This window comes from Bacillus sp. C28GYM-DRY-1 (assembly GCF_030519405.1).
GTDB lineage: Bacteria > Bacillota > Bacilli > Bacillales > Bacillaceae > Bacillus > Bacillus spizizenii_A.
This window is the reverse complement of record NZ_JAUMKF010000018.1, coordinates 54,303-79,660: the sequence shown is the minus strand read 5'-3', so window position 1 is coordinate 79,660 and position 25,358 is coordinate 54,303. Positions and strand designations below refer to the sequence as shown.

The window sequence follows — 25,358 nt, the reverse complement described above, 5'->3', positions numbered from 1 at the left end:
TACCTAGCCAAGCAGGGCTAGGTATGTGGGAGCTCTTTTTCTGTTTTTGAAATCAGCCGAATATCCAAAAAAACAGCGTAAAACAAAAAAAGCTTGTAGAAAAACATCGTTTTCTCTACAAGCTGAAACCCGGACCTCGTCCGGGTTTATTTTTTTCTGATTTGGCGATAATGCTTCTAGAGGAAGTGAAGAATATGGTATATGTGCTGACAGCCCTTTTTATTCTCATAGGTATCGTGCTGCTTCTTAGAATGAAAGTTCATGTCGCTGCAGAGTATCTTCACACTGATGATAACGACAAAATGACCTTGAAGATCACGACGCTGTTTGGCCTCATACGGATCAAAAAAACAATTCCGGCGATTAAGGTGAATAAAGAGGACGGAACAGTTGATATCAAACAAAAATCAACATCGAAAATAAAAAAAAGCAGCAGCAAGAAAAAAATTTCATTTGATGATGTAGAGCAAAGCATTCATAAAATCGAAATGCTTCTGCATCAGGTCACCAAATTACGGAAACTCAGCGCGTCTTTTCTGGCGCATTTGCATATCACAAAACTCGAATGGGTCACAGTTGTCGGAATTCAGGACGCGGCAGTGACAGGTGTATTATCAGGTGCTGTATGGGGTGTGAAAGGCGGTATCGCTGCAATGCTGTATGACCATCTGGACTTTGTGAATAAACCCGTCTATCAAGTGATTCCATCGTTTCAAGTCCCTGTCTCCAAGACCCATTTCCAGTGTATATTCTTTTTTCGCTTTGGACATGCTATGCTTGCAGCTTTCAAATTCGTCAAATACGGACGGGAGCTATCCGTATTAAAGAAGAATCCGTCGTCCCGAATGACCTCAAAGAATGATTCATCAGTTTAAGGAGGAAGCATATATGGCAGACCATCCCATCCAAGGTTTAATGAAAACAGCAATGGAAAACTTGAAGGAAATGATTGATGTTAACACCATCATCGGAGATCCGGTTGAAACGCCGGATGGAAGCGTGATTTTAACCGTTTCTAAAGTTGGATTCGGATTCGCCGCAGGCGGAAGCGAGTTTGGCGGAAAGCCGGCAGAAAAGAAATCGGAAGACGATGAGACAAGGGAACAAAAACTTCCTTTCGGAGGCGGAAGCGGGGGCGGTGTGTCCATTACGCCGATCGCGTTTTTAATTGTCGGATCGACAGGAATCAGAATGCTTCATTTAGATGAAAATACTCATTTGATTGAGAAAATTTTAGATGCGGCCCCTCAAACCCTTGAGCGCATCCAGCAAATGTTCAAGAAAAATAACAAGAACCAAGGTCAGGGCCAAAATCAAAACCAAATGAACAATATGAATTATTAAAGAAGGTTAACTGCGGCGGCCGCAGTTAACTTTTTTTTGGCATATACTTTGCAGTTTGCAGGAAACTTTACTATGATAGAGACATACATACAAAAGGGAGGAATTATAATGGCTGAAATTACATTTAAAGGCGGTCCGGTTACACTCGTTGGACAAGAAGTGAAAGTAGGAGATCAAGCTCCTGATTTCACAGTGCTGACTAACAGCCTTGAAGAAAAATCGTTAGCTGATATGAAAGGAAAGGTAACGATTATTTCTGTTATCCCTTCAATTGATACAGGTGTTTGTGATGCGCAAACACGCCGTTTTAACGAAGAAGCTGCAAAGCTTGGAGATGTTAACGTCTATACAATCAGTGCAGACCTTCCATTTGCACAAGCGCGCTGGTGCGGTGCTAACGGAATTGACAAAGTGGAAACACTGTCTGACCATAGAGATATGTCATTTGGCGAAGCGTTCGGTGTGTATATTAAAGAACTTCGTCTGCTTGCACGTTCCGTATTCGTCCTTGATGAGAACGGAAAAGTCGTTTACGCTGAATATGTAAGCGAAGCAACAAACCACCCGAACTATGAAAAGCCAATTGAGGCTGCCAAGGCATTAGTGAAGTAAGCACGGAAAAAAGCTCCAGGCTGCCGCCGGAGCTTTTTTCATGGCAAGGAGGAACATATATGCAAAAAGACCATGTAGGTGCGGTTTACGAGCTGTTAAACGAAGCCGCGATCACGATAAAAAATGAATTGCAAATTTCATATATAGAGGCGCTGGCTGAAGCGGGAGAAATGTATTTTCTTGAAAAAACGGATCAGTTAAAACTTCCTGATGAGAAAGCCAAACAGCTTCAGGCTCTTCTAGAAAAAGCGGAATTCGGCACGTATGAACACGAGTGGGTTCGTAAAGCTTTTCAGCTTGCCGTCCTAAAGGGACTGAAAGATATCTCCCATCCGAACAGACAAATGACGCCGGACACGATCGGGCTGTTCATCAGTTATTTAGTGAATAAGTTTATGGCGGACAAAAAGGAACTGACGGTTCTTGATCCGGCAGTAGGAACGGGAAACCTTCTGTTCACCGTGCTGAACCAGCTGTCTGAAAAAACGGCAAATAGCTATGGCATTGAAATTGATGATGTGCTGTTGAAAATCGCGTATGCCCAAGCGAACCTTCTGAGAAAAGAGCTTGAGCTTTTCCATCAGGACAGCCTTGAGCCGCTGTTTATCGATCCTGTTGACACGGTCATATGCGATCTGCCAGTCGGCTATTATCCGAATGACGAAGGGGCAGAAGCGTTTGAGCTTAAAGCTGACGAAGGCCATTCCTTCGCTCATCATCTGTTTATTGAGCAAAGCGTCAAGCACACCAAACCGGGCGGCTACCTATTTTTTATGATCCCGAATCATTTATTTGAGAGCTCCCAAAGCGACAAGCTGAAGCAGTTTTTCAAAGATAAAGTTCATATCAACGCGCTTTTGCAGCTTCCAAAATCCATTTTTAAAGACGAGGCTCATGCCAAAAGCATCCTTGTGCTCCAGAAAAAAGGAGAGGAGACAAAAGCGCCAAGCCAAATTTTGCTTGCGAATCTTCCGTCTTTCTCCAATCAGAAGCCTATGCTTGATATGATGGTTCAATTGGATGCGTGGTTTAAGAAAGAAAAATAGATGTTAAATAGCAGCTTAGGCAGCCGTCATGCGATGGATGCTTAAGCTGTTTTTATTTGTGCACTTGAAGACATGACCGGCGAATTGAATTCCGCTTTGAAACACAAAATACAGAAAGAAAAACCGCAACATGTAAGCGTTCGTCAACATGAATTCTATAGGTAATATGTCTGAAAATAACGACTTCTCGTTGTAAGCGTTATCAATACATAAGTTGACTTGAAATGCCGACATGACAATGTTTAAATGGAAAAGTCAGATATTTTTCGGAGAAGATGAGGATATTCACCGGGAAAAAAGTACGAAAACGAAGTTGTTGATACAGAGTATAAAGGAGCGTCAATCATGTCCAAAATTATTGCAATTAACGCAGGAAGCTCGTCTTTGAAATTTCAGCTTTTCGAAATGCCTTCAGAAACCGTTTTAACAAAGGGTTTAGTTGAACGAATTGGTATCGCCGACAGCGTCTTCACCATTTCTGTAAACGGCGAAAAAAATACAGAAGTAACTGATATTCCGGATCATGCGGTAGCTGTTAAAATGCTGCTGAACAAGTTAACGGAATTCGGCATTATTAAAGATCTGAATGAAATTGACGGAATCGGCCACCGCGTCGTGCACGGCGGAGAAAAATTCAGCGATTCTGTTTTATTAACGGATGAAACCATAAATGAAATTGAAGATATTTCTGAATTGGCACCGCTTCACAACCCGGCAAATATCGTTGGAATTAAAGCGTTTAAAGAAGTGCTTCCAAATGTTCCTGCGGTTGCTGTTTTTGATACGGCATTCCACCAAACAATGCCTGAGCAGTCTTACCTGTACAGCCTGCCGTATGAATACTATGAAAAGTTCGGCATCCGTAAATACGGCTTCCACGGCACTTCACATAAATATGTGACTGAGCGCGCGGCAGAGCTTCTCGGCCGCCCGTTAAAAGACTTACGCTTGATTTCCTGCCACCTTGGAAACGGCGCAAGTATTGCGGCTGTAGAAGGCGGCAAATCAATTGATACTTCCATGGGCTTTACGCCGCTTGCCGGTGTTGCAATGGGGACACGTTCTGGAAACATCGACCCAGCCCTGATTCCATACATCATGGAGAAAACAGGCCAAACGGCTGACGAAGTATTGAATACATTAAACAAAAAAAGCGGATTGCTCGGCATTTCCGGTTTCTCAAGCGATCTTCGTGACATCGTTGAAGCAACGAAAGAAGGAAATGAGCGTGCGGAAACTGCCCTTGAAGTCTTCGCAAGCAGAATCCACAAATACATCGGTTCATACGCTGCAAGAATGAGCGGTGTAGATGCGATCATCTTTACTGCCGGTATCGGTGAAAACAGTGTAGAAGTCAGAGAACGCGTGCTTCGCGGCCTAGAATTCATGGGCGTATACTGGGATCCTGCACTTAATAACGTACGCGGCGAGGAAGCTTTCATCAGCTATCCGCACTCTCCAGTAAAAGTCATGATCATTCCGACAGATGAAGAAGTCATGATTGCGCGTGACGTTGTCCGTTTAGCAAAATAAATCGCATGAAAGCACATTCTCTTGAATGTGCTTTTTTGTTGATGCATGATAGTGACAGACAGAAAAAATAAAGAGGTGGGCCAATGAGCGTTCAAGAGCATAGACAGGAAGCTCCGGATATCGTTCGGTGCAAAGTCATGACAGTCAGTGACACGAGAACAGAGGAAACCGATAAAAGCGGCAAACTGATGATCTCGTTTTTAGAAGAAGCCGGTCATCATATTGCTGCATATGAAATTGTAAAAGACGAAAAGGATGCTTTGCAGCGGGCAGTGCTTGCGGGCTGCATGGATGAACAGACAGACGCGGTTCTCTTAAACGGAGGGACAGGCATAGCAAATCGAGACGTCACAATTGAGGCCATCACGCCATTGTTTTCGAAAGAGCTGCCCGGCTTTGGAGAAATCTTCAGGATGCTGAGTTATACAGAGGATATCGGCTCTGCCGCAATCATGTCGAGAGCCACTGCTGGTGTCATTCAGCATACAGCTGTTTTCTCGACACCAGGCTCAAGCGGCGCGGTAAAGCTGGCAATGAATAAGCTGATAATTCCCGAACTTGCACATGTAGTCAGAGAAATCAGAAAAGACAAGTAAATGAATAAATACTACGAAACTTCACCTGCAAAAATAGGTGAAGTTTTTTTCATAAAAGGCTTGAAAAAAAGAAACGTACTTGTTAAAGTGTATACATACAAAATGTATTTTTATTAAATATAACTTATTTTTATACAAAAACGAAACACGGTTGAGAGGGGATTTTTATCATGTCAGAACAGAAAAAAGTCGTATTAGCATACTCAGGAGGTCTTGATACTTCCGTCGCAATAAAATGGCTTCAGGAGCAAGGGTATAATGTAATCGCCTGCTGCCTGGACGTCGGTGAAGGCAAAGATTTGGCATTTGTTCAGCAAAAAGCGCTGGAAGTCGGCGCGACAAACTCCTACGTGATCGATGCAAAAGAAGAATTTGCACAGGACTACGCGCTTATCTCTTTACAGGCCCATACGATGTATGAAGGAAAATATCCGCTCGTTTCAGCATTATCTCGACCGCTGATTGCGAAAAAACTGGTTGAAATCGCGGAAAAAGAAGATGCACAGGCGATTGCGCACGGATGCACAGGGAAAGGAAATGACCAAGTTCGTTTCGAAGTATCCATTAAATCATTAAACCCTGACCTCGAAGTTATCGCGCCGGTTCGGGAATGGCAATGGTCACGTGAAGAAGAAATTGAATATGCAACAAGCCGCGGTATTCCGATTCCGATCAATCTTGACAGCCCGTATTCAATCGACCAAAACCTGTGGGGACGTGCAAATGAGTGCGGTATTTTAGAAGATCCATGGGCTGCGCCGCCAGAAGGTGCTTACGATTTAACAGCTCCGCTGGAAAAAACGCCGGATACGCCCGAAGTGATTGAAATTGCATTTAAACAAGGTGTGCCTGTATCCATTGATGGTGTATCTTACTCACTTTCTGAACTGATTCTGAAGTTGAACGAAATGGCAGGCGCACACGGTGTCGGACGTATCGACCACGTGGAAAACCGTCTTGTCGGCATTAAATCCCGGGAAGTATACGAATGCCCTGGTGCGATAACACTCATCAAAGCGCATAAAGAACTGGAAGATATAACCTTGGTTAAGGAGGTAGCCCACTTTAAACCGATTATCGAGCAAAAAATGTCAGAAATTATTTATAACGGCTTATGGTTCTCGCCGTTAAAAGACGCGCTGCATGCTTTCTTAAAAGAAACGCAAAAGCATGTCACAGGCATTGTCCGCGTAAAGCTGTTTAAAGGCCATGCGATTGTGGAAGGTCGTAAATCAGAATACTCTTTATATGATGAAAAACTTGCAACATATACAAAAGACGATGCGTTTGATCACCATGCGGCAATTGGGTTTATCGAGCTTTGGGGACTTCCGACAAAAGTGAACAGCATCGTGAAAAAAAAGGAGCAGATTAAAGCATGAAGAAGCTTTGGGGAGGCCGATTTCAAAAAACACCGGAAAAATGGGTCGACGAGTTCGGCGCGTCTATATCATTTGACCGAAATTTAGTCACTGAAGACATTACAGGGTCTCTCGCACATGCTGCCATGCTGAAAAAATGCGGTATCCTGACAACAGAGGAAGAACTGAAAATCCGTGAGGGACTGAATACCCTTCTGCAAAAAGCAGAGGAAGGAACATTGGAATTCTCAGTTGATTATGAAGATATTCATTTGAACATTGAGAAAATGCTTATTGACGAAATCGGCCCTCTTGGCGGCAAGCTGCATACCGGCAGAAGCCGGAATGACCAGGTGGCAACTGACATGCATTTATACTTGAAACATCATGTGGGCCACATCATCGAGCTAATTGAGGCGTTCCAATGCGCGCTGATCGAAAAGGCGGAAGCGAATGTCGAAACGATTCTGCCAGGATACACTCACCTGCAACGCGCCCAGCCGATTTCGTTCGCTCACCATTTGCTTGCGTATTTCTGGATGCTGGAGCGTGATAAGGAGCGTTTTCAGGACTCAATGAAGCGGATTAACAAATCACCGCTTGGCTGCGGGGCGCTGGCGGGAACAACCTTCCCAATCGACCGTAATTATTCAGCAGAACTGCTCGGATTTGATTCTATTTATGAAAACAGCCTGGACGGTGTCAGCGACAGAGATTTCATTTTGGAGTTTTTAAGCAACAGCAGTATGCTGATGATGCACCTATCCCGTTTTTCTGAAGAAATTATTTTATGGTGCTCTCAGGAGTTTAAATTCATCGAGCTTGACGATACGTACGCAACAGGAAGCAGTATGATGCCACAAAAGAAAAACCCAGATATGGCAGAGCTGATCCGCGGAAAAACGGGACGCGTATACGGTGATATGATGGGGCTGTTTACAATCATGAAAGGTCTTCCGCTCGCTTACAACAAAGACCTTCAAGAAGACAAAGAAGGCATGTTTGACACAGTGAAAACGGTTGAAGGCAGCCTGCAAATCTTCACAGGCATGATCCAAACAATGACTGTAAACAAAGAGGTCATGAAGCAAGCGACAAAACAAGACTTTTCAAATGCGACAGAACTGGCCGATTATTTAGCGAAAAAAGGAATGCCGTTCAGAGAAGCGCATGAAGTGGTTGGAAAACTTGTATACACATGCATCGAAAAAGGGATCTATTTAAGCGATATGCCGTTTGCCGATTTTCAGCAGGCGAGCACGCTCTTCGATGAAGATATTTACACTGTGTTAGACCCTTACTACGCAGTTGAAAAAAGAATGAGCGCTGGGGGCACCGGATTCAAACAAGTGGAGCAGGCGCTTAAAAAAGCAAAAGCTAGCGTGGCAGCAGGAGTTTGTTAAAATTTCCTTCATAAAATCCCGCCATTATAGCCAACCTACCTCTATAATGATGGGAGGCAGAAGGATGAAAAAAGAACTGGAACGCTATATATATGATGAACAAGAAAGCCAGGAGACAACAAGGCTCATTTCAGAAGCATATCAAAGCGGTTATGTCGATATGCATGATCAGGAGCCTTCATCTTCTGCAGAATAAGCTGTCTGTACAGGCAGCTTTTTTTGTATGTCAAAGTGTAAAAAGTGATATTGAAGGCCTTTTATAGTAAAGTAGAAGAAGAAACACTTTATTGAAAGCGGCGACGTTGCTTGGGAGGTATTCATGTGCGACATGCTTTAATTACTGCCGGTTCGAAGGGTTTAGGCCGCAAAGTGACTGAGACGTTGCTTGCAAAGGGGTATTCAGTAACAGTCAATTACAGACAGGACGAGGAGGCTGTCAGCCGCCTAAAGGAAGCCTGTCCTGATTGTCTTGACCGGCTGCAATTTGTAAAAGGTGATGTCACCAAAAAAGAAGATCTGCTGCGTATTGCAGAGGCAGCCTTAAACCGCTTCGGAAGGGTCGACTTTTTGATTAACAACGCGGGACCATACATATTTGAACGTAAAAAGTTAGCCGATTATACTGATAATGAATGGTACGGCATGCTGGAAGGTAATTTAAGCGCTGTCTTTCATTTATTCAAAGCGGTTATTCCTATTATGAGGAAACAGCAATTCGGACGTATTATCACGTACGGATTCCAAGGTGCGGCGCACGCGCCCGGCTGGCTTCACCGGTCGGCATTTGGCGCTGCGAAAGTGGGTTTGGCTTCTTTAACAAAGACCATCGCCATTGAAGAAGCCGAATTCGGCATAACTGCCAACATGGTTTGCCCGGGTGACATTGTCGGTGACATGAAGGAAGCATCAATAGAGGAAGCCAGAAAGCGAATCGGCAAAGACAAAACGCCGATAGGAAGATCCGGCACAGGCGAGGATATCGCCCGGATTATCGCTTTCTTGTGCGAGGAGAACTCAGACCTTGTGACAGGGACTGTCATTGAAGCCACCGGAGGCCTCAATGTCATTAATAAGAATCAAACAACATAAGTTTTTCAGCTTTTTAAAAAGGGAAAATAAAAAATGGACGAGGTGAAAGAAATGAAAGTGACATATCACGGACATTCTGTAATCACAGTGGAAACGAAGGATCACCATATTATATTTGATCCGTTTTTGACAGGGAATTCGTTAACGGATGTAAAGCCGGAGGATGTAAAAGCAGACGTTATCTTATTGACGCATGGCCACAATGATCATGTCGGCGACACTGAGCAAATCGCCAAGCAAAACAACGCGCTGGTTGTAGCTCCGAACGAGCTCGCCGTGTACCTAGGCTGGAAAGGCTTGAATGTTCATCCGATGCACATCGGCGGCTCCCGCCAGTTCGATTTTGGAAAAGTGAAACTCACACAGGCCTTTCACGGATCAGCCATCACAGATGAAGAAAACAAAACGATAACTTACACAGGCATGCCAGCCGGTATTTTGCTGACAGTAGAAGATAAAACGATTTTCCACGCGGGCGATACGGCTCTTTTCTCTGATATGAAACTTATTGGCGAATTGAATCATATCGACATTGCCTTTTTGCCGATTGGCGATAACTTTACGATGGGGCCTGAAGACGCAAAGCTTGCCGCTGAATGGCTGCGCGCAAAACAGGTCGTGCCGGTGCATTACAATACATTCCCGGTCATCGAACAAGACCCTGAGGCATTCGCTGACAGCCTGCCGGGCGGAGTCGGAAAAGTCATGGCGGTCGGTGAGACGATCGAGCTTTAAACGAATGAAAACATCCCCTGATTTCTCTGGGGGATGTTTTTTATTTTCTCCGCTCATTGCGTATAAATCCTCCGAAACCTTATAATAAAAGCAGAAGACTGTCCTTAGAGGTGAAACGCTTGGCAACGAAGCATGAACAAATTTTATCGTATATTGATTCACTGCCTGTCGGTGAAAAAATTTCTGTGCGAAGAATTGCAAAGGAAATGAAAGTAAGCGAAGGGACCGCGTACAGAGCAATTAAGGAAGCAGAGAATAAAGGGTTTGTCAGCACAATTGAACGTGTGGGTACAATCAGGATTGAACAAAAGAAAAAAGAGAATATTGAAAAGCTTACATATGCGGAAGTCGTAAATGTCATAGACGGACAGGTGCTCGGAGGACGAGCCGGACTCCATAAGACATTGAATAAATTTGTCATCGGCGCGATGGAGCTGGACGCGATGATGCGTTACACCGCAGCGGGCAATCTTTTAATTGTCGGAAACAGAATCAACGCACACAGACAGGCGCTCGAAGCGGGCGCGGCTGTATTGGTGACCGGGGGCTTTAACACGGATGACAGCATTGTGCAGCTGGCAGATGAGCTTGAGCTGCCGATTTTATCCACAAGCTATGACACTTTTACAGTCGCCGCAATGATTAACCGGGCGATTTATGACCAGCTGATCAAAAAAGAAATTGTCCTGGTCGAGGACATTTTAACGCCTGCTGACCGTACGGTATATCTTTCGCCTAAGGATAAACTTGAAAAGTGGTATGAGAAAAACTTTGAAACGGGGCACGGCCGGTTCCCGGTTGTCGACGACCAGATGAAAATCCACGGCATCCTAACATCAAAAGATATTGCCGGCCATGACCGAAACGCACCTATCGAAAAGGTCATGACCAAAAATCCTGTTACGGTTATTGGGAAAACCTCTGTCGCCTCAGCCGCGCAAACGATGGTATGGGAAGGAATCGAAGTGCTACCCGTCACTGACGGCCACCAAAAACTGATTGGCATGATCAGCCGCCAAGACGTGTTAAAAGCGCTTCAAATGATTCAAAAGCAGCCGCAGGTCGGGGAGAAGCTTGATGATATCGTTTCAAGGGGATTTAAAGATGAGGGTGATGATAAAGAGGATCAAACGGTTTACGAGTATGAAGTCACGCCGCAGATGACAAACCAGCTCGGAACCATTTCTTATGGTGTGTTTACGACCATTCTGACGCAAGCGGCCAACCGGTTTTTGCGCTCGAAAAAACGCGGCGAGCTCGTCATCGAAAGCATCACCATTTTCTTTTTAAAGCCTGTGCAGATGGAATCGGTCATCGAAGTCAAACCGCGCATTTTGGAGGCGGGCCGAAAGTTTGGAAAAATGGAAGTTGAAGTGCACAGCCAGGGCCATATCGTGTCAAAAGCGATGCTGATGGTTCAGCTGATGGAAAGAAGCTAAGGGACGTTTAAGGCGCCCCTTACGCGTGATCTCTTTCAGCTTCTTTGGCGTGAAGGGGATAGTAATGCCTATAGGCTTTATAACCTGCCCAAGCGCTTCCTGCTCCTATGACGATAAAGATACCGCCAATTACTAACGTTAATACAGAATGAAATAATATCATTTGGTTGAGCCCGTAGAACAGGACCAGTGACCCTAAGGCCATGCTTGATTTTGCTGAACAGATTTCTTTCTCCAAAGATTGCTTAGCCCGAACGCCTTTTACTTTATAGTACACATAAAAGCAGGCTGAAAGCCCAATCAAAAAAACAAGAACCAGCATAAATGAAATCCTCCATGTAAAAGTTTACAAACCCATTCTATACCAAAACGGGCTTGGTTTTGACGTTATTTTTCTTTTCCGTCGGCAGAGAATGTGATTTAATGAATAAAAACAATAAAGGAGTATCAAATGAAAACAGAACTGATCAGAACCATATCATTATATGACACGATTATCTTACATAGACATGTGCGTCCTGATCCGGATGCCTACGGATCACAGTGCGGACTTACAGAAATCCTGCGTGAAACATATCCTGAAAAAAATATTTTTGCGGTCGGAACGCCTGAACCGTCCCTCTCTTTCTTATATTCCCTTGATGAGGTGGACAATGAAACATATGAAGGCGCACTTGTCATTGTCTGCGATACGGCAAATCAGGAAAGAATCGACGATCAGCGTTATCCTTCCGGCGCCAAACTGATAAAAATCGACCACCATCCGAACGAAGATCAATACGGTGACCTTCTCTGGGTCGATACAAGCGCCAGCTCAGTAAGTGAAATGATTTACGAGCTGTATTTAGAAGGAAAAGAGCACGGGTGGAAGCTGAATACGAAAGCGGCAGAGCTCATCTACGCCGGCATCGTCGGAGATACCGGACGCTTCTTATTTCCGAATACAACGGAAAAAACATTAAAATATGCAGGCGAGCTCATTCAGTATCCATTCTCTTCCTCAGAGTTGTTTAATCAATTGTATGAAACAAAACTGAATGTGGTGAAGCTTAACGGCTATATCTTTCAAAATGTGTCATTGTCCGAAAACGGTGCAGCTTCTGTTTTTATCAAAAAAGATACGCTTGAAAAATTCGGCACAACGGCATCAGAAGCGTCGCAGCTCGTCGGGACGCTTGGGAATATCTCAGGTATTCAGGCTTGGGTGTTTTTCGTAGAAGAAGCCGATCAAATCAGAGTTAGATTCCGCTCGAAGGGGCCTGTCATTAACGGACTTGCCCGGAAATATAATGGCGGAGGGCATCCGCTTGCTTCAGGCGCCTCTATTTACAGTTGGGATGAAGCTGATCGGATATTAGCTGATCTGGAAGCATTATGTAAAGAACACGAGTAGAGGGGAGACCCTCTCTCTTAGTGTTCATCTGTGACGGGGATGAACCAGCAGCCAAAATCAGTAAGGTCCTCATAGACTTGGAGATTGTGAGATTGAAGTTCTTTTTTGATGAGGGAAGCGAGTGAGTGTGTTTCGGCATATGCAGAAAAACCTTGTCTGAGCCGGGCTGTTTGATCTTTTGCTAACTGACGGTCACTGTAAACCTCCATTTCCCTTCCTCCTTCCTTTCGCCATTAAGCCTCACATATAGTTTATAAAAAAGAATGGAAAAAAGCGACAGAAGTTTGTAGGATTTTAAAAAAATCCATAATTATGTGGCGAATGATATTTCAAGTTCTACTGTCAATCTTGTATAAATCGTTAATTCCTTGACGGTTGCCTCGTATTTTTTTTCATTGATCATATACACCTTATTTTCGATTGTCCGTTTTAAAAGATCTTTTGTTTGATAGACACTCTCTATGTCTTTTGTAATCACCTCTGAAATATCATCCTTTACATGCTCCTCGAATTTCGTTTTATCCGGCTGCGATATTTTATATTTATCCCCATTCAGCAATTTAACGCTGACGCTTTGAATCAGCAGTTTTCTTTTATTATCTTCATTCAGTTTATGGAGGTCTTCCTGATAGATTGAAATTTGATTGTTCAAGTCTTTTACATGCTCTTTTTGTTTTTCGATGAGGCTGACCTGCTCCTCTTGGAATGTTCCGTAGGTAAACAGGAAAAAAAACCAGCTGATTACGGCTCCGCACATCATTCCCGCGAAAAAACGCTGCCACCCCGGTTTTTTGTAATGCTGGGGGACCCTCATGAAGAAAGATGCTCCTGAGTCAGCCATGAGATAATGAGCCAGCCGCTTTGCGCGCCGCCCATGGCCGAGATAATTAAAAGAAGCTGCTTAAAGATATCTCTCGTATTGCCTTCAAGAATACCTCGTTCAAAGCTGTATACCGCATCAAAGGTGCCTCCGATTGCTGCGACAAGCGCCCATATCTTTAACCGGTTCGCAAGCTTTGTAATCGCCGTAAGCGGGGCTTCGCCTGCCAAATATGCGCCGAGACCTCCGATGAGTGCGCCCCCGATCAACACCCCTAACGCAATGAAGTAACTATTAATAAAATTCACCATAAATCCTGCTTCCTGATCCATCCTTATCACCTCGCCTTTTATATCATATTGGGCTTTCAGGACAAGTATGATGAGTAGTCGAAAAAGAACATTTGTTTCTTTTGCAAACCGGACTTATAATGAAGAAAGAAATGGATCGTAAGGAGAAAGAGGTGATAGCATGTCCTTTGTTCACCTGCAAGTGCACAGCGGGTACAGCCTGCTAAATAGCGCCGCGGCTGTGGAAGAGCTCGTCAGTGAAGCTGACAGGCTCGGATATACGTCTTTGGCGCTGACAGATGATCATGTCATGTACGGAGCTATTCAATTTTATAAAGCATGCAAGGCGAGAGGAATCACTCCGATAATCGGTTTGACGGCTTCTGTTTTTACAGATAATAACGAGCTTGAAGCCTACCCGCTCGTCCTGCTGGCTAAATCAAATACAGGCTATCAAAACCTGTTGAAAATCAGCAGCGTCCTGCAATCGAAATCAAAAGACGGGCTGAAGCCGAAATGGCTTTACAGTTATCGAGAAGGCATTATCGCAATAACGCCCGGCGAAAAAGGATATATTGAAATGCTTCTTGAAGAAGGGCTGTTTGAACAGGCTGCGCAAGCCGCAATTGAATTTCAGTCTATATTCGGAAAGGGGGCTTTTTATTTCTCCTATCAGCCTTTCAAAGGGAATCAAGCCTTGTCTGAGCAGATTCTGCGTCTGTCTGAAGAAACGGGTATCCCTGTAACGGCGACAGGCGATGTGCATTACATAAAGAAAGAAGATAAGGCTGCCTACCGCTGTCTGAAAGCGATTAAAGCAGGTGAAAAACTGACGGATGCACCCGCCGAAGACCTTCCTGATCTCGATTTGAAACCGCTCGAAGAAATGCAAAACATTTATCGAGAGCACCCCGAAGCACTGCAAGAATCTGTTGAGATCGCGAAACAATGCCGGGTTGATGTCAGCCTCGGGCAGACCCGTCTCCCGTCTTTCCCGACTCCAAACGGAACGTCCGCTGATGATTATTTAACGGACATCTGTATGGCAGGACTCCGGAGCCGTTTTGGCACGCCTGATGAACGATATCTTCGCCGTCTTCAATATGAGCTTGGTGTCATCAAGCGGATGAAATTCAGCGATTACTTTCTGATCGTATGGGATTTTATGAAATATGCCCATGATAAAGGGATCGTCACGGGACCGGGAAGGGGTTCTGCGGCTGGCTCTCTTGTGGCTTATGTGCTGTATATCACAGATGTTGATCCGATTAAACATCATCTGCTGTTTGAACGATTTTTAAATCCCGAACGTATCAGTATGCCGGATATCGATATTGACTTCCCGGATACAAGAAGAGATGAAGTCATCCAATACGTTCAGCAGAAATACGGTGCGATGCATGTTGCCCAGATTATTACCTTTGGAACACTTGCGGCAAAAGCGGCGCTTCGGGACGTCGGCAGAGTATTTGGCGTAAGTCCGAAGGAAGCAGATCAGCTTGCAAAACTCATTCCTGCAAGGCCGGGCATGACGCTGGATGAAGCGAGAAAGCAGTCGCCGCAGCTGGATAAGCGGATTCGGGAGTCAAGCCTGCTTCAGCAAGTCTATACGATTGCCAAAAAAATAGAAGGGCTGCCAAGGCACACATCAACCCACGCAGCAGGAGTTGTCCTGAGTGAAGAACCATTAACAGATGTTGTCCCTCTTCAGGAAGGGCATGAAGGGATATATTTGACGCAATACGCGATGGATCATCTTGAAGACTTGGGCCTTTTAAAAATGGATTTCTTAGGTTTGCGAAACCTGACTCTCATTGAGTCCATCACTTCAATGATCGAAAAAGAAGAAAACATTAAAATAGATCTTTCAAGTATTTCCTACCGTGATGACAAAACGTTCTCCTTGCTGTCAAAAGGGGATACGACAGGAATTTTCCAGCTTGAATCTGCAGGGATGAGAAGTGTCTTGAAGCGGCTTAAACCTTCAGGCTTGGAGGATATTGTGGCGGTCAATGCGCTGTACCGGCCTGGTCCGATGGAAAATATTCCGCTATTTATCGACCGTAAACACGGTCGGGCGCCTGTCCACTATCCTCATGAAGATTTAAGGAGCATCTTGGAAGATACATATGGCGTCATTGTGTATCAGGAACAAATTATGATGATTGCTTCCCGCATGGCAGGGTTTTCTTTAGGCGAAGCGGACATGCTAAGACGGGCGGTCAGCAAAAAGAAAAAAGAAATCCTGGACAGAGAGCGGAGCCATTTTGTTGAAGGGTGCTTAAAAAAGGAGTATTCTGTAGACACTGCAAATGAAGTCTACGATTTAATCGTCAAATTCGCAAATTATGGCTTTAACCGAAGCCATGCGGTGGCATACAGCATGATTGGCTGCCAGCTTGCGTATTTGAAAGCTCATTATCCGTTATATTTTATGTGCGGATTGCTGACAAGTGTCATTGGCAATGAGGATAAAATATCTCAATATCTTTACGAAGCTAAGGGGAGCGGGATTCGTATCCTTCCTCCGTCAGTGAACAAAAGCAGTTTTCCGTTTACAGTTGAAGACGGATCTGTCAGATACAGCCTTCGCGCGATTAAAAGTGTAGGCGTCTCAGCAGTAAAAGATATATATAAAGCAAGAAAAGAGAAACCATTCGAAGATCTTTTCGATTTCTGCTTTCGCGTACCGTCAAAAAGCGTAAATCGCAAGATGCTTGAAGCACTTATCTTTTCTGGTGCGATGGACGAATTCTGCCAAAATCGGGCCACGCTTCTAGCATCCATTGATGTTGCTTTGGAACATACTGAGCTATTCGCCGCGGACGATGACCAAATGGGATTGTTTTTAGATGAATCGTTTTCAATTAAGCCAAAGTATGTGGAGACGGAGGAGCTTCCGCTTGTGGATTTACTTGCGTTTGAAAAAGAGACGCTCGGCATTTATTTTTCAAATCATCCGCTCTCTGCCTACCGAAAACAGCTGGCTGCGCACGGGGCAGTGTCCATTCAGCAGGCCCAGCAGGCTGTCAAAAGGCAGCTTTCTCTCGGCGTTCTGCTGTCGAAGATCAAGACGATTCGGACGAAAGCAGGTCAAAACATGGCGTTTTTAACGCTCAGTGACGAAACCGGTGAAATGGAAGCCGTAGTCTTTCCTGAACAATTCAGACTGCTTTCTCCCGTTTTAAGAGAAGGAGCTCTTTTGTTCACAGCGGGGAAATGTGAAGTAAGGCAGGATAAGGTCCAGTTTATCATGTCCCGGGCAGAAATATTAGAAAATATGGATGCAGAAAACGTGCCATCGGTTTATATAAAAATAGAAAGCAGTCAGCACAGTCAGGAGATCCTGGCAAAGATTAAGCGCATTTTGCTGGAGCATAAAGGGGAAACAGGCGTTTATCTCTATTATGAAAGGCAGAAACAGACGATTAAGCTTCCTGAGTCGTTTCATATCAATGCGGATCACCAGGTATTATATCGCTTAAAAGAGCTGTTGGGTCAAAAAAACGTCGTTTTAAAACAGTGGTAACGACTCCCTTTTTGTTATACAATTGGAGCAATTATGTGACCCTGTTTAAATATTCAGATAGATTAACTCCGCAGAATGCAGCATTCAACGCAGCAATATACGAATCAAAAATATCCATAAGGAGTGTTTAGGAGAATGACATTAAGAGAAGAAGCATTACACCTGCATAAAGTCAACCAAGGGAAACTTGAGTCTAAATCGAAAGTAGAAGTCAGAAACGCGAAAGATTTAAGTCTTGCGTATTCCCCAGGTGTTGCAGAACCGTGTAAGGATATTCATGAAGACATTAACAAAGTATATGATTATACAATGAAGGGGAACATGGTAGCAGTTGTAACTGACGGTACAGCTGTGCTTGGCCTTGGAAATATCGGCCCTGAAGCCGCGCTTCCTGTCATGGAAGGGAAAGCTGTTCTATTCAAAAGCTTTGCAGGCGTGGATGCGTTCCCAATTGCTTTAAACACAAACGATGTTGATAAAATCGTTGAAACTGTTAAATTGCTTGAACCAACATTTGGCGGCGTCAACCTTGAAGATATTGCAGCGCCAAACTGCTTTATCATTGAAGAACGCCTCAAAAAAGAAACAAACATCCCGGTTTTCCATGATGACCAGCACGGTACTGCCATCGTAACGGTAGCAGGTCTAGTAAACGCGCTGAAACTGTCTGGAAAATCCATGTCATCCATTAAAGTTGTCGCAAATGGCGCCGGTGCAGCTGGTATTGCGATTATCAAGCTTCTTCACCATTACGGCGTGCGTGACATCGTGATGTGCGATTCAAAAGGAGCGATTTATGAAGGGCGTCCGGAAGGCATGAACGATGTCAAAAATGAAGTGGCGAAATTTACAAACCAAGACCGCAAAGACGGTTCTCTGAAAGATGTCATCGTTGATGCTGACGTATTTATCGGCGTGTCTGTAGCAGGAGCATTAACAAAAGAAATGGTTCAAAGTATGGCAAAAGATCCTATTATCTTTGCGATGGCAAATCCAAATCCGGAAATTATGCCGGAAGATGCGCGTGAAGCTGGCGCAAGCGTTATTGGAACGGGCCGTTCTGACTTCCCGAACCAAGTAAACAATGTTCTTGCATTCCCTGGCATTTTCCGCGGTGCGCTTGATGTACGTGCCACTCACATTAACGAAGAAATGAAAATCGCAGCAGTTGAAGCCATTGCTTCACTGGTTTCAGAAGATGAGCTTAGCGCAGACTACGTCATCCCTGCACCGTTTGATAAACGTGTTGCGCCTGCTGTTGCGAAAGCTGTGGCAAAAGCGGCGATGGAAACAGGTGTTGCTAGAATCACTGTTGACCCTGAGGAAGTCGCAGAAAAAGCGAGAAAACTTACGATTATTGGTGAATAATTTTAATTAATTCATTCCAAAAATGGCAGCGCGTTGGCGGAGACCGGCGCGCTGTTCTCAAGTTAAACTGCGGCTGAAATTTTTTTAGGGGGGTCGACTTTAAAAAAATTTCAGCCGAGTTTAACATTGCTTTTGAATGCGTTGCCAATCCTGTTATTTCAACGTCTTATCTGAATTCATCCGAACCTCTCCGAACACGGCATTGAATAAAAAGTTGTCGAATTGAGGATGACAGCGTTTGACAAAAAAAGTACAATAGTTTCGGTAAAGTTATTAGCAAGTCCATCTGATTGATGACATGCGGTGAAGAGAACCCTTCACAAAAGGGAGGTAATCATTTGTTAAAGGATATATTCACGAAAAAGAAAAAGTATGCTTCCGTACCGTCTGATCAAGCGAAAAACGATGTTCCGGAAGGCATTATGACAAAATGTCCTAAGTGTAAAAAAATCATGCTCACTAAAGAGTTGGATAAAAATATGCGGGTATGCATGAACTGCGATTATCATTTCCCAATGAACGCAAAACAACGTATCGAAAGCCTGATGGATGAACAATCCTTTGAGGAGTTCAATCAGGGAATGTTATCTGAAAACCCGCTCGGCTTTCCTGGTTATCTGGAAAAGCTTGAAAAAGATCGCGAGAAAACATCCTTAAACGAGGCTGTTGTGACAGGCAAGGGCACCATCGGCGGACACCCGGCTGTTGTCGCTGTCATGGATTCTTCATTCAGAATGGGCAGCATGGGTTCAGTCGTCGGTGAAAAAATCACGCTTGCGATTGAAAAAGCAAAAGCTGATAAGGTTCCGTTTATTATTTTTACGGCCTCAGGCGGCGCTAGAATGCAGGAAGGCGTATTAAGTCTGATGCAGATGGCTAAGACAAGCTCTGCTTTAAAACTGTTCAGTGAAGAACAAGGCCTCATTATCTCAGTGATGACGCATCCGACTACGGGGGGCGTATCTGCAAGCTTTGCATCCCTTGGCGATTACAATTTCGCTGAGCCTGGCGCGCTGATCGGTTTTGCCGGAAGACGCATTATTGAACAGACAATAGGAGAAAAACTGCCTGAGGACTTCCAAACGGCTGAATTTTTATTAAAACATGGACAGCTTGATGCGGTTATTCACCGCGACGATATGAAAAAAACGTTAGAGAATCTGCTGGATATGCATCAAACAGGAGGTGACATAGAGTGGCTGCAAGATTAGAATTTGAAAAACCGGTGATTGAACTGCAAACTAAAATCGCCGAACTAAAAAAATTCACCCAAGATTCCGATATGGATCTAAGTGCGGAAATCGAACGGCTCGAAGACCGTCTCGCTAAGCTTCAGGATGATATTTACAAAAATCTGAAGCCTTGGGACCGTGTTCAAATCGCGCGTCTGGCGGACCGTCCGACAACGCTTGATTATATTGAACATCTGTTTACCGACTTTTTTGAATGTCACGGGGACAGAGCGTACGGGGACGATGAAGCCATTGTCGGCGGGATTGCGAAGTTCCATGGCCTTCCTGTAACGGTTATCGGGCATCAGCGAGGCAAAGACACGAAAGAAAACCTAGTCCGCAATTTTGGGATGCCTCACCCTGAAGGCTACCGAAAAGCGCTTCGTCTCATGAAACAGGCTGACAAATTCAACCGACCGATTATCTGTTTTATTGATACGAAGGGAGCATACCCTGGACGAGCAGCGGAGGAAAGAGGACAAAGCGAAGCCATTGCCAAAAACCTGTTTGAGATGGCCGGCCTTCGAGTGCCTGTTATCTGCGTCGTCATCGGTGAAGGCGGAAGCGGCGGAGCCCTTGGTCTGGGGGTAGGCAACCACTTGCATATGTTGGAAAACTCTACTTATTCTGTTATTTCTCCGGAAGGTGCTGCGGCACTTTTATGGAAGGACTCCAGTCTTGCTAAAAAAGCAGCAGAAACAATGAAAATCACTGCGCCAGATTTAAAAGAATTAGGTATTATAGATCATATGATAAAAGAAGTAAAAGGCGGAGCGCATCACGATGTAAAGCTGCAGGCAAGCTATATGGACGAAACCCTTACACAATCGTTGAAAACTTTGCTGAAGCTGAGCGAAGAAGAGTTAGTTCAGCAGCGTTATGAAAAATATAAAGCAATTGGCAAGGTCTCGGTTGAAGATCAATATATCGGGGTAAACTAAACAAACGTGAAGCCTTTGGCTCACGTTTATTTTTTGTGACAATCATTAAATTTTATTTAAAAACAATTTATTTAATTGTATAATAGGTAAGGTTTGATAGGGAGGATGGAGATCCCTTTTCATTGTTTTTAGAGCAATGATCATGTTATGTTTAATCATATATGTTGCTGAGGTGAATGGAGAATGAAACGTATAGGGGTATTAACGAGCGGCGGGGATTCCCCGGGAATGAACGCAGCAGTTCGCGCAGTAGTCAGAAAAGCGATTTACCATGACGTTGAAGTTTACGGCATTTACAACGGATACGCAGGATTGATCAACGGAAAGATTGAAAAGCTTGAGCTCGGATCTGTTGGGGATATTATACATCGCGGAGGAACAAAGCTTTATACGGCAAGATGTCCTGAATTCAAAACGGTTGAAGGCCGTGAAAAAGGGATAGAAAACTTGAAAAAGCTTGGTATTGAAGGTCTTGTTGTTATCGGCGGAGACGGTTCCTACATGGGTGCGAAAAAATTAACGGAACACGGGTTTCCATGCGTAGGTGTACCGGGTACAATTGATAATGACATTCCGGGCACTGATTTTACAATCGGTTTCGATACTGCTTTAAATACAGTAATTGACGCAATTGATAAGATTCGAGATACAGCGACTTCTCATGAACGTACATATGTGATCGAAGTAATGGGACGCCATGCCGGTGATATCGCATTGTGGGCCGGTCTTGCAGGGGGCGCGGAATCAATCTTAATCCCTGAGGCAGACTATGACATGCACGAAATCATTGCCCGTTTAAAACGCGGCCACGAACGCGGCAAGAAACACAGTATTATTATCGTTGCTGAAGGTGTAGGCAGCGGTGTTGAGTTCGGGAAACGCATTGAAGAAGAAACAAATCTTGAAACTAGGGTATCTGTGCTGGGCCATATCCAGCGCGGTGGTTCTCCAAGCGCTTCTGACCGCGTGCTGGCTAGCCGTCTTGGCGCATATGCTGTTGAACTGCTGCTAGAAGGAAAAGGCGGACGCTGTGTAGGTATACAAAACAATAAGCTTGTAGACCATGATATTATAGAAATACTGGATACAAAACACACAGTTGAGCAAAACATGTACCAGCTTTCAAAAGAACTGTCTATTTAATGTCAGCTGAAGGCTGAAGATTTCAGAAGGAAGTGAACCAAATGAGAAAAACTAAAATTGTTTGTACTATCGGTCCGGCAAGTGAAAGTGTTGAAATGCTTACGAAATTAATGGAGTCAGGAATGAACGTGGCTCGTCTAAACTTTTCTCACGGAGATTTTGAGGAGCACGGTGCAAGAATTAAAAATATCCGCGAAGCAAGCAAAAAGCTTGGCAAAAATGTCGGTATCCTGCTTGATACAAAAGGTCCTGAAATCCGCACACATACAATGGAAAACGGCGGCATTGAGCTCGAAACAGGCAAAGAGCTTATCGTTTCAATGGACGAGGTACTAGGAACAACAGATAAAATTTCAGTCACATATGAAGGTTTAGTTGACGACGTTGAAAAAGGTTCAACGATTCTGTTAGATGACGGACTGATCGGTCTTGAGGTACTAGATGTAGATGCTGCTAAACGCGAAATCAAAACAAAAGTAATGAACAACGGAACACTTAAAAATAAAAAAGGTGTTAACGTACCGGGCGTCAGTGTCAATCTTCCGGGGATCACTGAAAAAGATGCACGAGACATCGTTTTTGGTATTGAGCAGGGAGTAGACTTCATCGCGCCATCTTTTATACGCCGTTCCACGGACGTGCTTGAAATTCGTGAGCTTCTTGAAGAGCACAACGCTCAGGATATTCAAATCATCCCTAAAATCGAAAACCAAGAGGGCGTTGACAATATCGATGCGATTCTCGAAGTGTCTGACGGCTTAATGGTTGCACGCGGAGACTTAGGTGTGGAAATTCCAGCTGAAGAAGTACCGCTCGTGCAAAAAGAGCTGATCAAAAAATGCAACGCGCTAGGAAAACCTGTTATTACAGCGACACAAATGCTTGACAGCATGCAGCGCAACCCGCGTCCGACTCGTGCGGAAGCAAGTGACGTTGCAAACGCGATCTTCGATGGATCAGATGCGATCATGCTTTCTGGTGAAACAGCTGCCGGAAGCTATCCGGTTGAGGCGGTTCAAACGATGCACAACATCGCGTCACGTTCTGAAGAAGCTTTAAATTATAAAGAAATTCTGTCAAAACGCAGAGATCAAGTAGGAATGACGATTACAGACGCAATTGGACAATCTGTCGCACATACGGCAATTAACCTGAGTGCTGCTGCGATCGTAACACCGACTGAAAGCGGCCATACAGCGCGTATGATCGCCAAATACCGTCCACAGGCGCCAATTGTTGCGGTCACTGTAAACGATTCTGTTTCCAGAAAACTTGCGCTCGTATCAGGCGTATTCGCAGAAAGCGGCCAGAATGCGAACACAACAGATGAGATGCTTGAGGATGCTGTCCAAAAATCATTGAACAGCGGAATTGTAAAACACGGCGATCTGATCGTCATTACAGCAGGTACTGTCGGTGAGTCTGGCACTACGAATTTAATGAAAGTTTACACTGTCGGCGATATCATCGCTAAAGGCCAAGGCATTGGACGCAAATCAGCTTTCGGCCCGGTTGTCATTGCACAAAATGCAAAAGAAGCTGAGCAAAAAATGACTGACGGTGCGGTACTTGTTACAAAGAGCACTGACCGTGATATGATTGCATCTCTTGAAAAAGCGTCTGCTCTTATTACAGAAGAAGGCGGTTTGACAAGCCATGCTGCGGTAGTCGGATTAAGCCTTGGCATTCCGGTAATCGTTGGCCTTGAAAATGCAACATCTATTTTGACAGAAGGCCAAGAAATTACAGTTGACGCTTCCAGAGGCGCAGTCTACAAAGGCCATGCGAGCGTTCTTTAATTACAGATGAAAACGGAAGGGATATTCCCTTCCTTTTCTCTTTACCTTGCCTAATGTTGAACAGAGGCGTGTTACACGTGTGGGGGGCTTGGATATGAGATTTTTATTTTTGCTTTTTATTCTTTTTCCGGCAATAGAAATCGGCATATTCCTATTTTCAGGCAAGCTGATCGGCATTTTGCCTACGGTCCTTTTAATGATCCTGTCGGGCATTATCGGCGCAGCAGCTGCAAAAAAACAAGGAACCGAAGTATATTACAAGGTTCAGCGTGATCTTCAATATGGCAAAATGCCGGGGGAAGCGATTGCTGACGGCCTATGCATTTTCATTGGCGGTCTATTGCTGATGCTTCCAGGCTTTTTATCAGATTTGGCCGGCGCCTGTTTGCTTATCCCGTTTACCCGCAGCTGGTGTAAGCCGATTCTGTTTAAATGGCTGAGAGGGATGTCGAAAAACAAGCGGATCATCATCAAATAAAAAACGGCAGCCATGCAACATGGGCTGCTGTTTTATTTTTGCTGAACAGTAATGTAGGACCATATTTCCTTTAATGCGCCTGTTGTGATGAAGGCCTGGATGATGACGAGAACAGCCGGCCCGGCAATCAATCCTAAAAATCCGAATAATTTAAAACCGGCAAACAGGGCGATGAGCGTTGCCAGCGGATCGATCCCAATAGACTTACTAAGTATTTTAGGCTCTGTCAGCTGCCGCTGAATCAGAACGACGAGGTACAGCACGCCGATTCCGATCGCCTGAGGCAGCTGGCCTGTAATCGATAAATATAAAATCCACGGCACAAATACCGAGCCCGCCCCCAAATAAGGGAGAAGATCAACAAGTCCGATTAAAAAAGCAATTGTTGCAGCATGTTCAACCTTTAAGAGAGAAAGGCCGATAAATACAATCACCATCGTAATGAAAACAAGAACGGCTTGAGCTTTGATAAAACCGGTCATTGCTTTTTTTAATTCGTTGCTGATGGCCTTGCTGTTAGCTGTAACCCGATCCGGCAAAAACGAAACGAGCATCGCTTTCAGTTTGTGCCAATCCTTTGTCATAAAAAATGTTGCCAGGAGAGAAAAAATCAGAACAGCCGCCGTATTGGGAAGAAGCGCGAAAAACCTCGGAATCATTTCTAGGATGTGGGACAGCAGCAGTCCGGCATTTTTAGCGGCGGAATCACCGAGTGTCTGAATGTGAGTGACAATCGAAGCCTGCTGGTTGGTCTCCAATTCTCGAAACAAAAGGGTCAGTTCGTTATAGAGCGGCTGGATATGAGTCGTAAACAATTTTTCGCAATATGAGATAAACGTGCTGATATGCGGAGGCAGTGTTTTTGCAAGATAGGCTGTTCCCGTTACGATTTCCGCTACAAGTATGGTGAGCAAGCCGAAGGCGGCGAGCAGAAAAAAAGCAAGCACGCCCAAGACGTTTATCGTTCGGGGGAATCCTGTCACTTTGTCCAAATAGTCAACAACAGGATGAATCACTGATGAGAGAATAAGGGCGATCAGGAACGGATAAGTTAACGGAAACGAATAATAGGCCGCAGCTATCAATCCTGCGGTCGTTGATATGACAAAGAGGGTTCTGAAGAAAATAGTGATATAAGATTGATTCACGTAATCGGTCCTCCTCTCGTCAGCATGTCCTATTTTTTATATGTATTCACGCTCCGGCT

General features: G+C 44.5%; 25 protein-coding genes. 20 read left to right on the top strand and 5 right to left on the bottom strand.

Annotated features, from left to right (window positions below):
* Positions 1-194 precede the first annotated feature (194 nt).
* The 12 genes from Q3W56_RS16145 to Q3W56_RS16090 all read left to right on the top strand — a co-directional run bounded on the left by Q3W56_RS16145 (position 195) and on the right by Q3W56_RS16090 (position 11,158).
* The gene (locus Q3W56_RS16145) at positions 195-875 is read left to right on the top strand and encodes a DUF2953 domain-containing protein (RefSeq protein WP_302896179.1); all 681 of its coding nucleotides are present in this window, start codon (positions 195-197) and stop codon (positions 873-875) included.
* A gap of 13 nt (positions 876-888) precedes the next feature.
* Complete coding sequence (gene ytfJ / locus Q3W56_RS16140; protein WP_003223504.1) at positions 889-1,344, top strand: GerW family sporulation protein; 456 nt, start codon at positions 889-891, stop codon at positions 1,342-1,344.
* A 108-nt stretch (positions 1,345-1,452) separates the two neighbouring features.
* Entirely contained in the window at positions 1,453-1,956 is a 504-nt protein-coding gene (gene tpx, locus Q3W56_RS16135) for a thiol peroxidase (protein ID WP_003223506.1), read from the top strand.
* Positions 1,957-2,015: 59 nt separating this feature from the next.
* Positions 2,016-3,002, top strand: a complete 987-nt coding sequence (locus Q3W56_RS16130; RefSeq protein WP_302896178.1) for a class I SAM-dependent methyltransferase — start codon at positions 2,016-2,018, stop codon at positions 3,000-3,002.
* 345 nt (positions 3,003-3,347) lie between these two features.
* Positions 3,348-4,535: an acetate kinase gene (locus Q3W56_RS16125; RefSeq protein WP_019715371.1), complete on the top strand. Its 1,188-nt coding sequence runs from the start codon at positions 3,348-3,350 to the stop codon at positions 4,533-4,535.
* A gap of 83 nt (positions 4,536-4,618) precedes the next feature.
* Positions 4,619-5,131 carry a MogA/MoaB family molybdenum cofactor biosynthesis protein gene (locus tag Q3W56_RS16120; RefSeq protein WP_019715370.1) on the top strand — a complete coding sequence of 171 codons (513 nt, stop codon included), beginning with the start codon at positions 4,619-4,621 and terminating at the stop codon, positions 5,129-5,131.
* A 170-nt stretch (positions 5,132-5,301) separates the two neighbouring features.
* Positions 5,302-6,513 carry an argininosuccinate synthase gene (locus Q3W56_RS16115; protein ID WP_302896177.1) on the top strand — a complete coding sequence of 404 codons (1,212 nt, stop codon included), beginning with the start codon at positions 5,302-5,304 and terminating at the stop codon, positions 6,511-6,513.
* Positions 6,510-7,895, top strand: coding sequence for an argininosuccinate lyase (gene argH / locus Q3W56_RS16110; RefSeq protein ID WP_302896176.1), 1,386 nt, complete (start codon positions 6,510-6,512; stop codon positions 7,893-7,895). Before Q3W56_RS16115 ends, argH begins: the two co-directional genes overlap by 4 nt.
* Positions 7,896-7,959: 64 nt before the next feature.
* Positions 7,960-8,091, top strand: coding sequence for a hypothetical protein (locus Q3W56_RS16105; RefSeq protein ID WP_019715366.1), 132 nt, complete (start codon positions 7,960-7,962; stop codon positions 8,089-8,091).
* A 125-nt stretch (positions 8,092-8,216) separates the two neighbouring features.
* Positions 8,217-8,984: an SDR family oxidoreductase gene (locus Q3W56_RS16100; protein WP_019715365.1), complete on the top strand. Its 768-nt coding sequence runs from the start codon at positions 8,217-8,219 to the stop codon at positions 8,982-8,984.
* A gap of 51 nt (positions 8,985-9,035) precedes the next feature.
* Positions 9,036-9,719, top strand: coding sequence for a metal-dependent hydrolase (locus Q3W56_RS16095; protein ID WP_003223523.1), 684 nt, complete (start codon positions 9,036-9,038; stop codon positions 9,717-9,719).
* Positions 9,720-9,838: 119 nt separating this feature from the next.
* On the top strand, positions 9,839-11,158 hold the full coding sequence (locus Q3W56_RS16090; protein ID WP_302896175.1) for a CBS domain-containing protein: 1,320 nt from the start codon (positions 9,839-9,841) through the stop codon (positions 11,156-11,158).
* 19 nt (positions 11,159-11,177) lie between these two features.
* On the opposite strand, the gene Q3W56_RS16085 is transcribed toward Q3W56_RS16090, so the two are convergent.
* Positions 11,178-11,480 (bottom strand): YtpI family protein, encoded by a 303-nt coding sequence (locus Q3W56_RS16085; protein WP_003223529.1) that lies wholly within the window; start codon positions 11,478-11,480, stop codon positions 11,178-11,180.
* 129 nt (positions 11,481-11,609) lie between these two features.
* Here Q3W56_RS16085 and nrnA point away from each other — a divergent pair, with 129 nt between their 5' ends.
* The gene (gene nrnA / locus Q3W56_RS16080) at positions 11,610-12,551 is read left to right on the top strand and encodes a bifunctional oligoribonuclease/PAP phosphatase NrnA (protein ID WP_302896174.1); all 942 of its coding nucleotides are present in this window, start codon (positions 11,610-11,612) and stop codon (positions 12,549-12,551) included.
* 17 nt (positions 12,552-12,568) lie between these two features.
* Here nrnA and Q3W56_RS16075 read toward each other — a convergent pair whose 3' ends face one another.
* From Q3W56_RS16075 to ytrH, 3 genes are all read right to left on the bottom strand, one after another.
* Positions 12,569-12,760 carry a YtzJ family protein gene (locus Q3W56_RS16075; RefSeq protein ID WP_019715361.1) on the bottom strand — a complete coding sequence of 64 codons (192 nt, stop codon included), beginning with the start codon at positions 12,758-12,760 and terminating at the stop codon, positions 12,569-12,571.
* Between the two features lie 101 nt (positions 12,761-12,861).
* Entirely contained in the window at positions 12,862-13,365 is a 504-nt protein-coding gene (gene ytrI / locus Q3W56_RS16070) for a sporulation membrane protein YtrI (protein ID WP_003223535.1), read from the bottom strand.
* Positions 13,362-13,703 (bottom strand): sporulation membrane protein YtrH, encoded by a 342-nt coding sequence (ytrH, locus tag Q3W56_RS16065; protein ID WP_003223537.1) that lies wholly within the window; start codon positions 13,701-13,703, stop codon positions 13,362-13,364. Before ytrH ends, ytrI begins: the two co-directional genes overlap by 4 nt.
* Before the next feature lie 139 nt (positions 13,704-13,842).
* Here ytrH and dnaE point away from each other — a divergent pair, with 139 nt between their 5' ends.
* The 7 genes from dnaE to Q3W56_RS16030 all read left to right on the top strand — a co-directional run bounded on the left by dnaE (position 13,843) and on the right by Q3W56_RS16030 (position 24,151).
* Positions 13,843-17,190: a DNA polymerase III subunit alpha gene (dnaE, locus tag Q3W56_RS16060; RefSeq protein ID WP_302896173.1), complete on the top strand. Its 3,348-nt coding sequence runs from the start codon at positions 13,843-13,845 to the stop codon at positions 17,188-17,190.
* Between the two features lie 135 nt (positions 17,191-17,325).
* The gene (gene ystJ, locus Q3W56_RS16055; protein WP_302896172.1) at positions 17,326-18,558 is read left to right on the top strand and encodes an NADP-dependent malic enzyme; all 1,233 of its coding nucleotides are present in this window, start codon (positions 17,326-17,328) and stop codon (positions 18,556-18,558) included.
* Between the two features lie 338 nt (positions 18,559-18,896).
* The gene (gene accD, locus Q3W56_RS16050; RefSeq protein ID WP_019715358.1) at positions 18,897-19,769 is read left to right on the top strand and encodes an acetyl-CoA carboxylase, carboxyltransferase subunit beta; all 873 of its coding nucleotides are present in this window, start codon (positions 18,897-18,899) and stop codon (positions 19,767-19,769) included.
* Positions 19,754-20,731, top strand: a complete 978-nt coding sequence (gene accA, locus Q3W56_RS16045) for an acetyl-CoA carboxylase carboxyl transferase subunit alpha (RefSeq protein ID WP_019715357.1) — start codon at positions 19,754-19,756, stop codon at positions 20,729-20,731. Before accD ends, accA begins: the two co-directional genes overlap by 16 nt.
* A gap of 183 nt (positions 20,732-20,914) precedes the next feature.
* Complete coding sequence (gene pfkA, locus Q3W56_RS16040; RefSeq protein WP_019715356.1) at positions 20,915-21,874, top strand: 6-phosphofructokinase; 960 nt, start codon at positions 20,915-20,917, stop codon at positions 21,872-21,874.
* Between the two features lie 41 nt (positions 21,875-21,915).
* Entirely contained in the window at positions 21,916-23,673 is a 1,758-nt protein-coding gene (gene pyk, locus Q3W56_RS16035; protein WP_302896171.1) for a pyruvate kinase, read from the top strand.
* A gap of 94 nt (positions 23,674-23,767) precedes the next feature.
* On the top strand, positions 23,768-24,151 hold the full coding sequence (locus tag Q3W56_RS16030; protein ID WP_302896170.1) for an FxsA family protein: 384 nt from the start codon (positions 23,768-23,770) through the stop codon (positions 24,149-24,151).
* Between the two features lie 32 nt (positions 24,152-24,183).
* Here the strand turns inward: Q3W56_RS16030 and ytvI are convergent, their stop codons facing one another.
* The gene (gene ytvI, locus Q3W56_RS16025; protein WP_302896169.1) at positions 24,184-25,299 is read right to left on the bottom strand and encodes a sporulation integral membrane protein YtvI; all 1,116 of its coding nucleotides are present in this window, start codon (positions 25,297-25,299) and stop codon (positions 24,184-24,186) included.
* Positions 25,300-25,358: the final 59 nt, after the last annotated feature.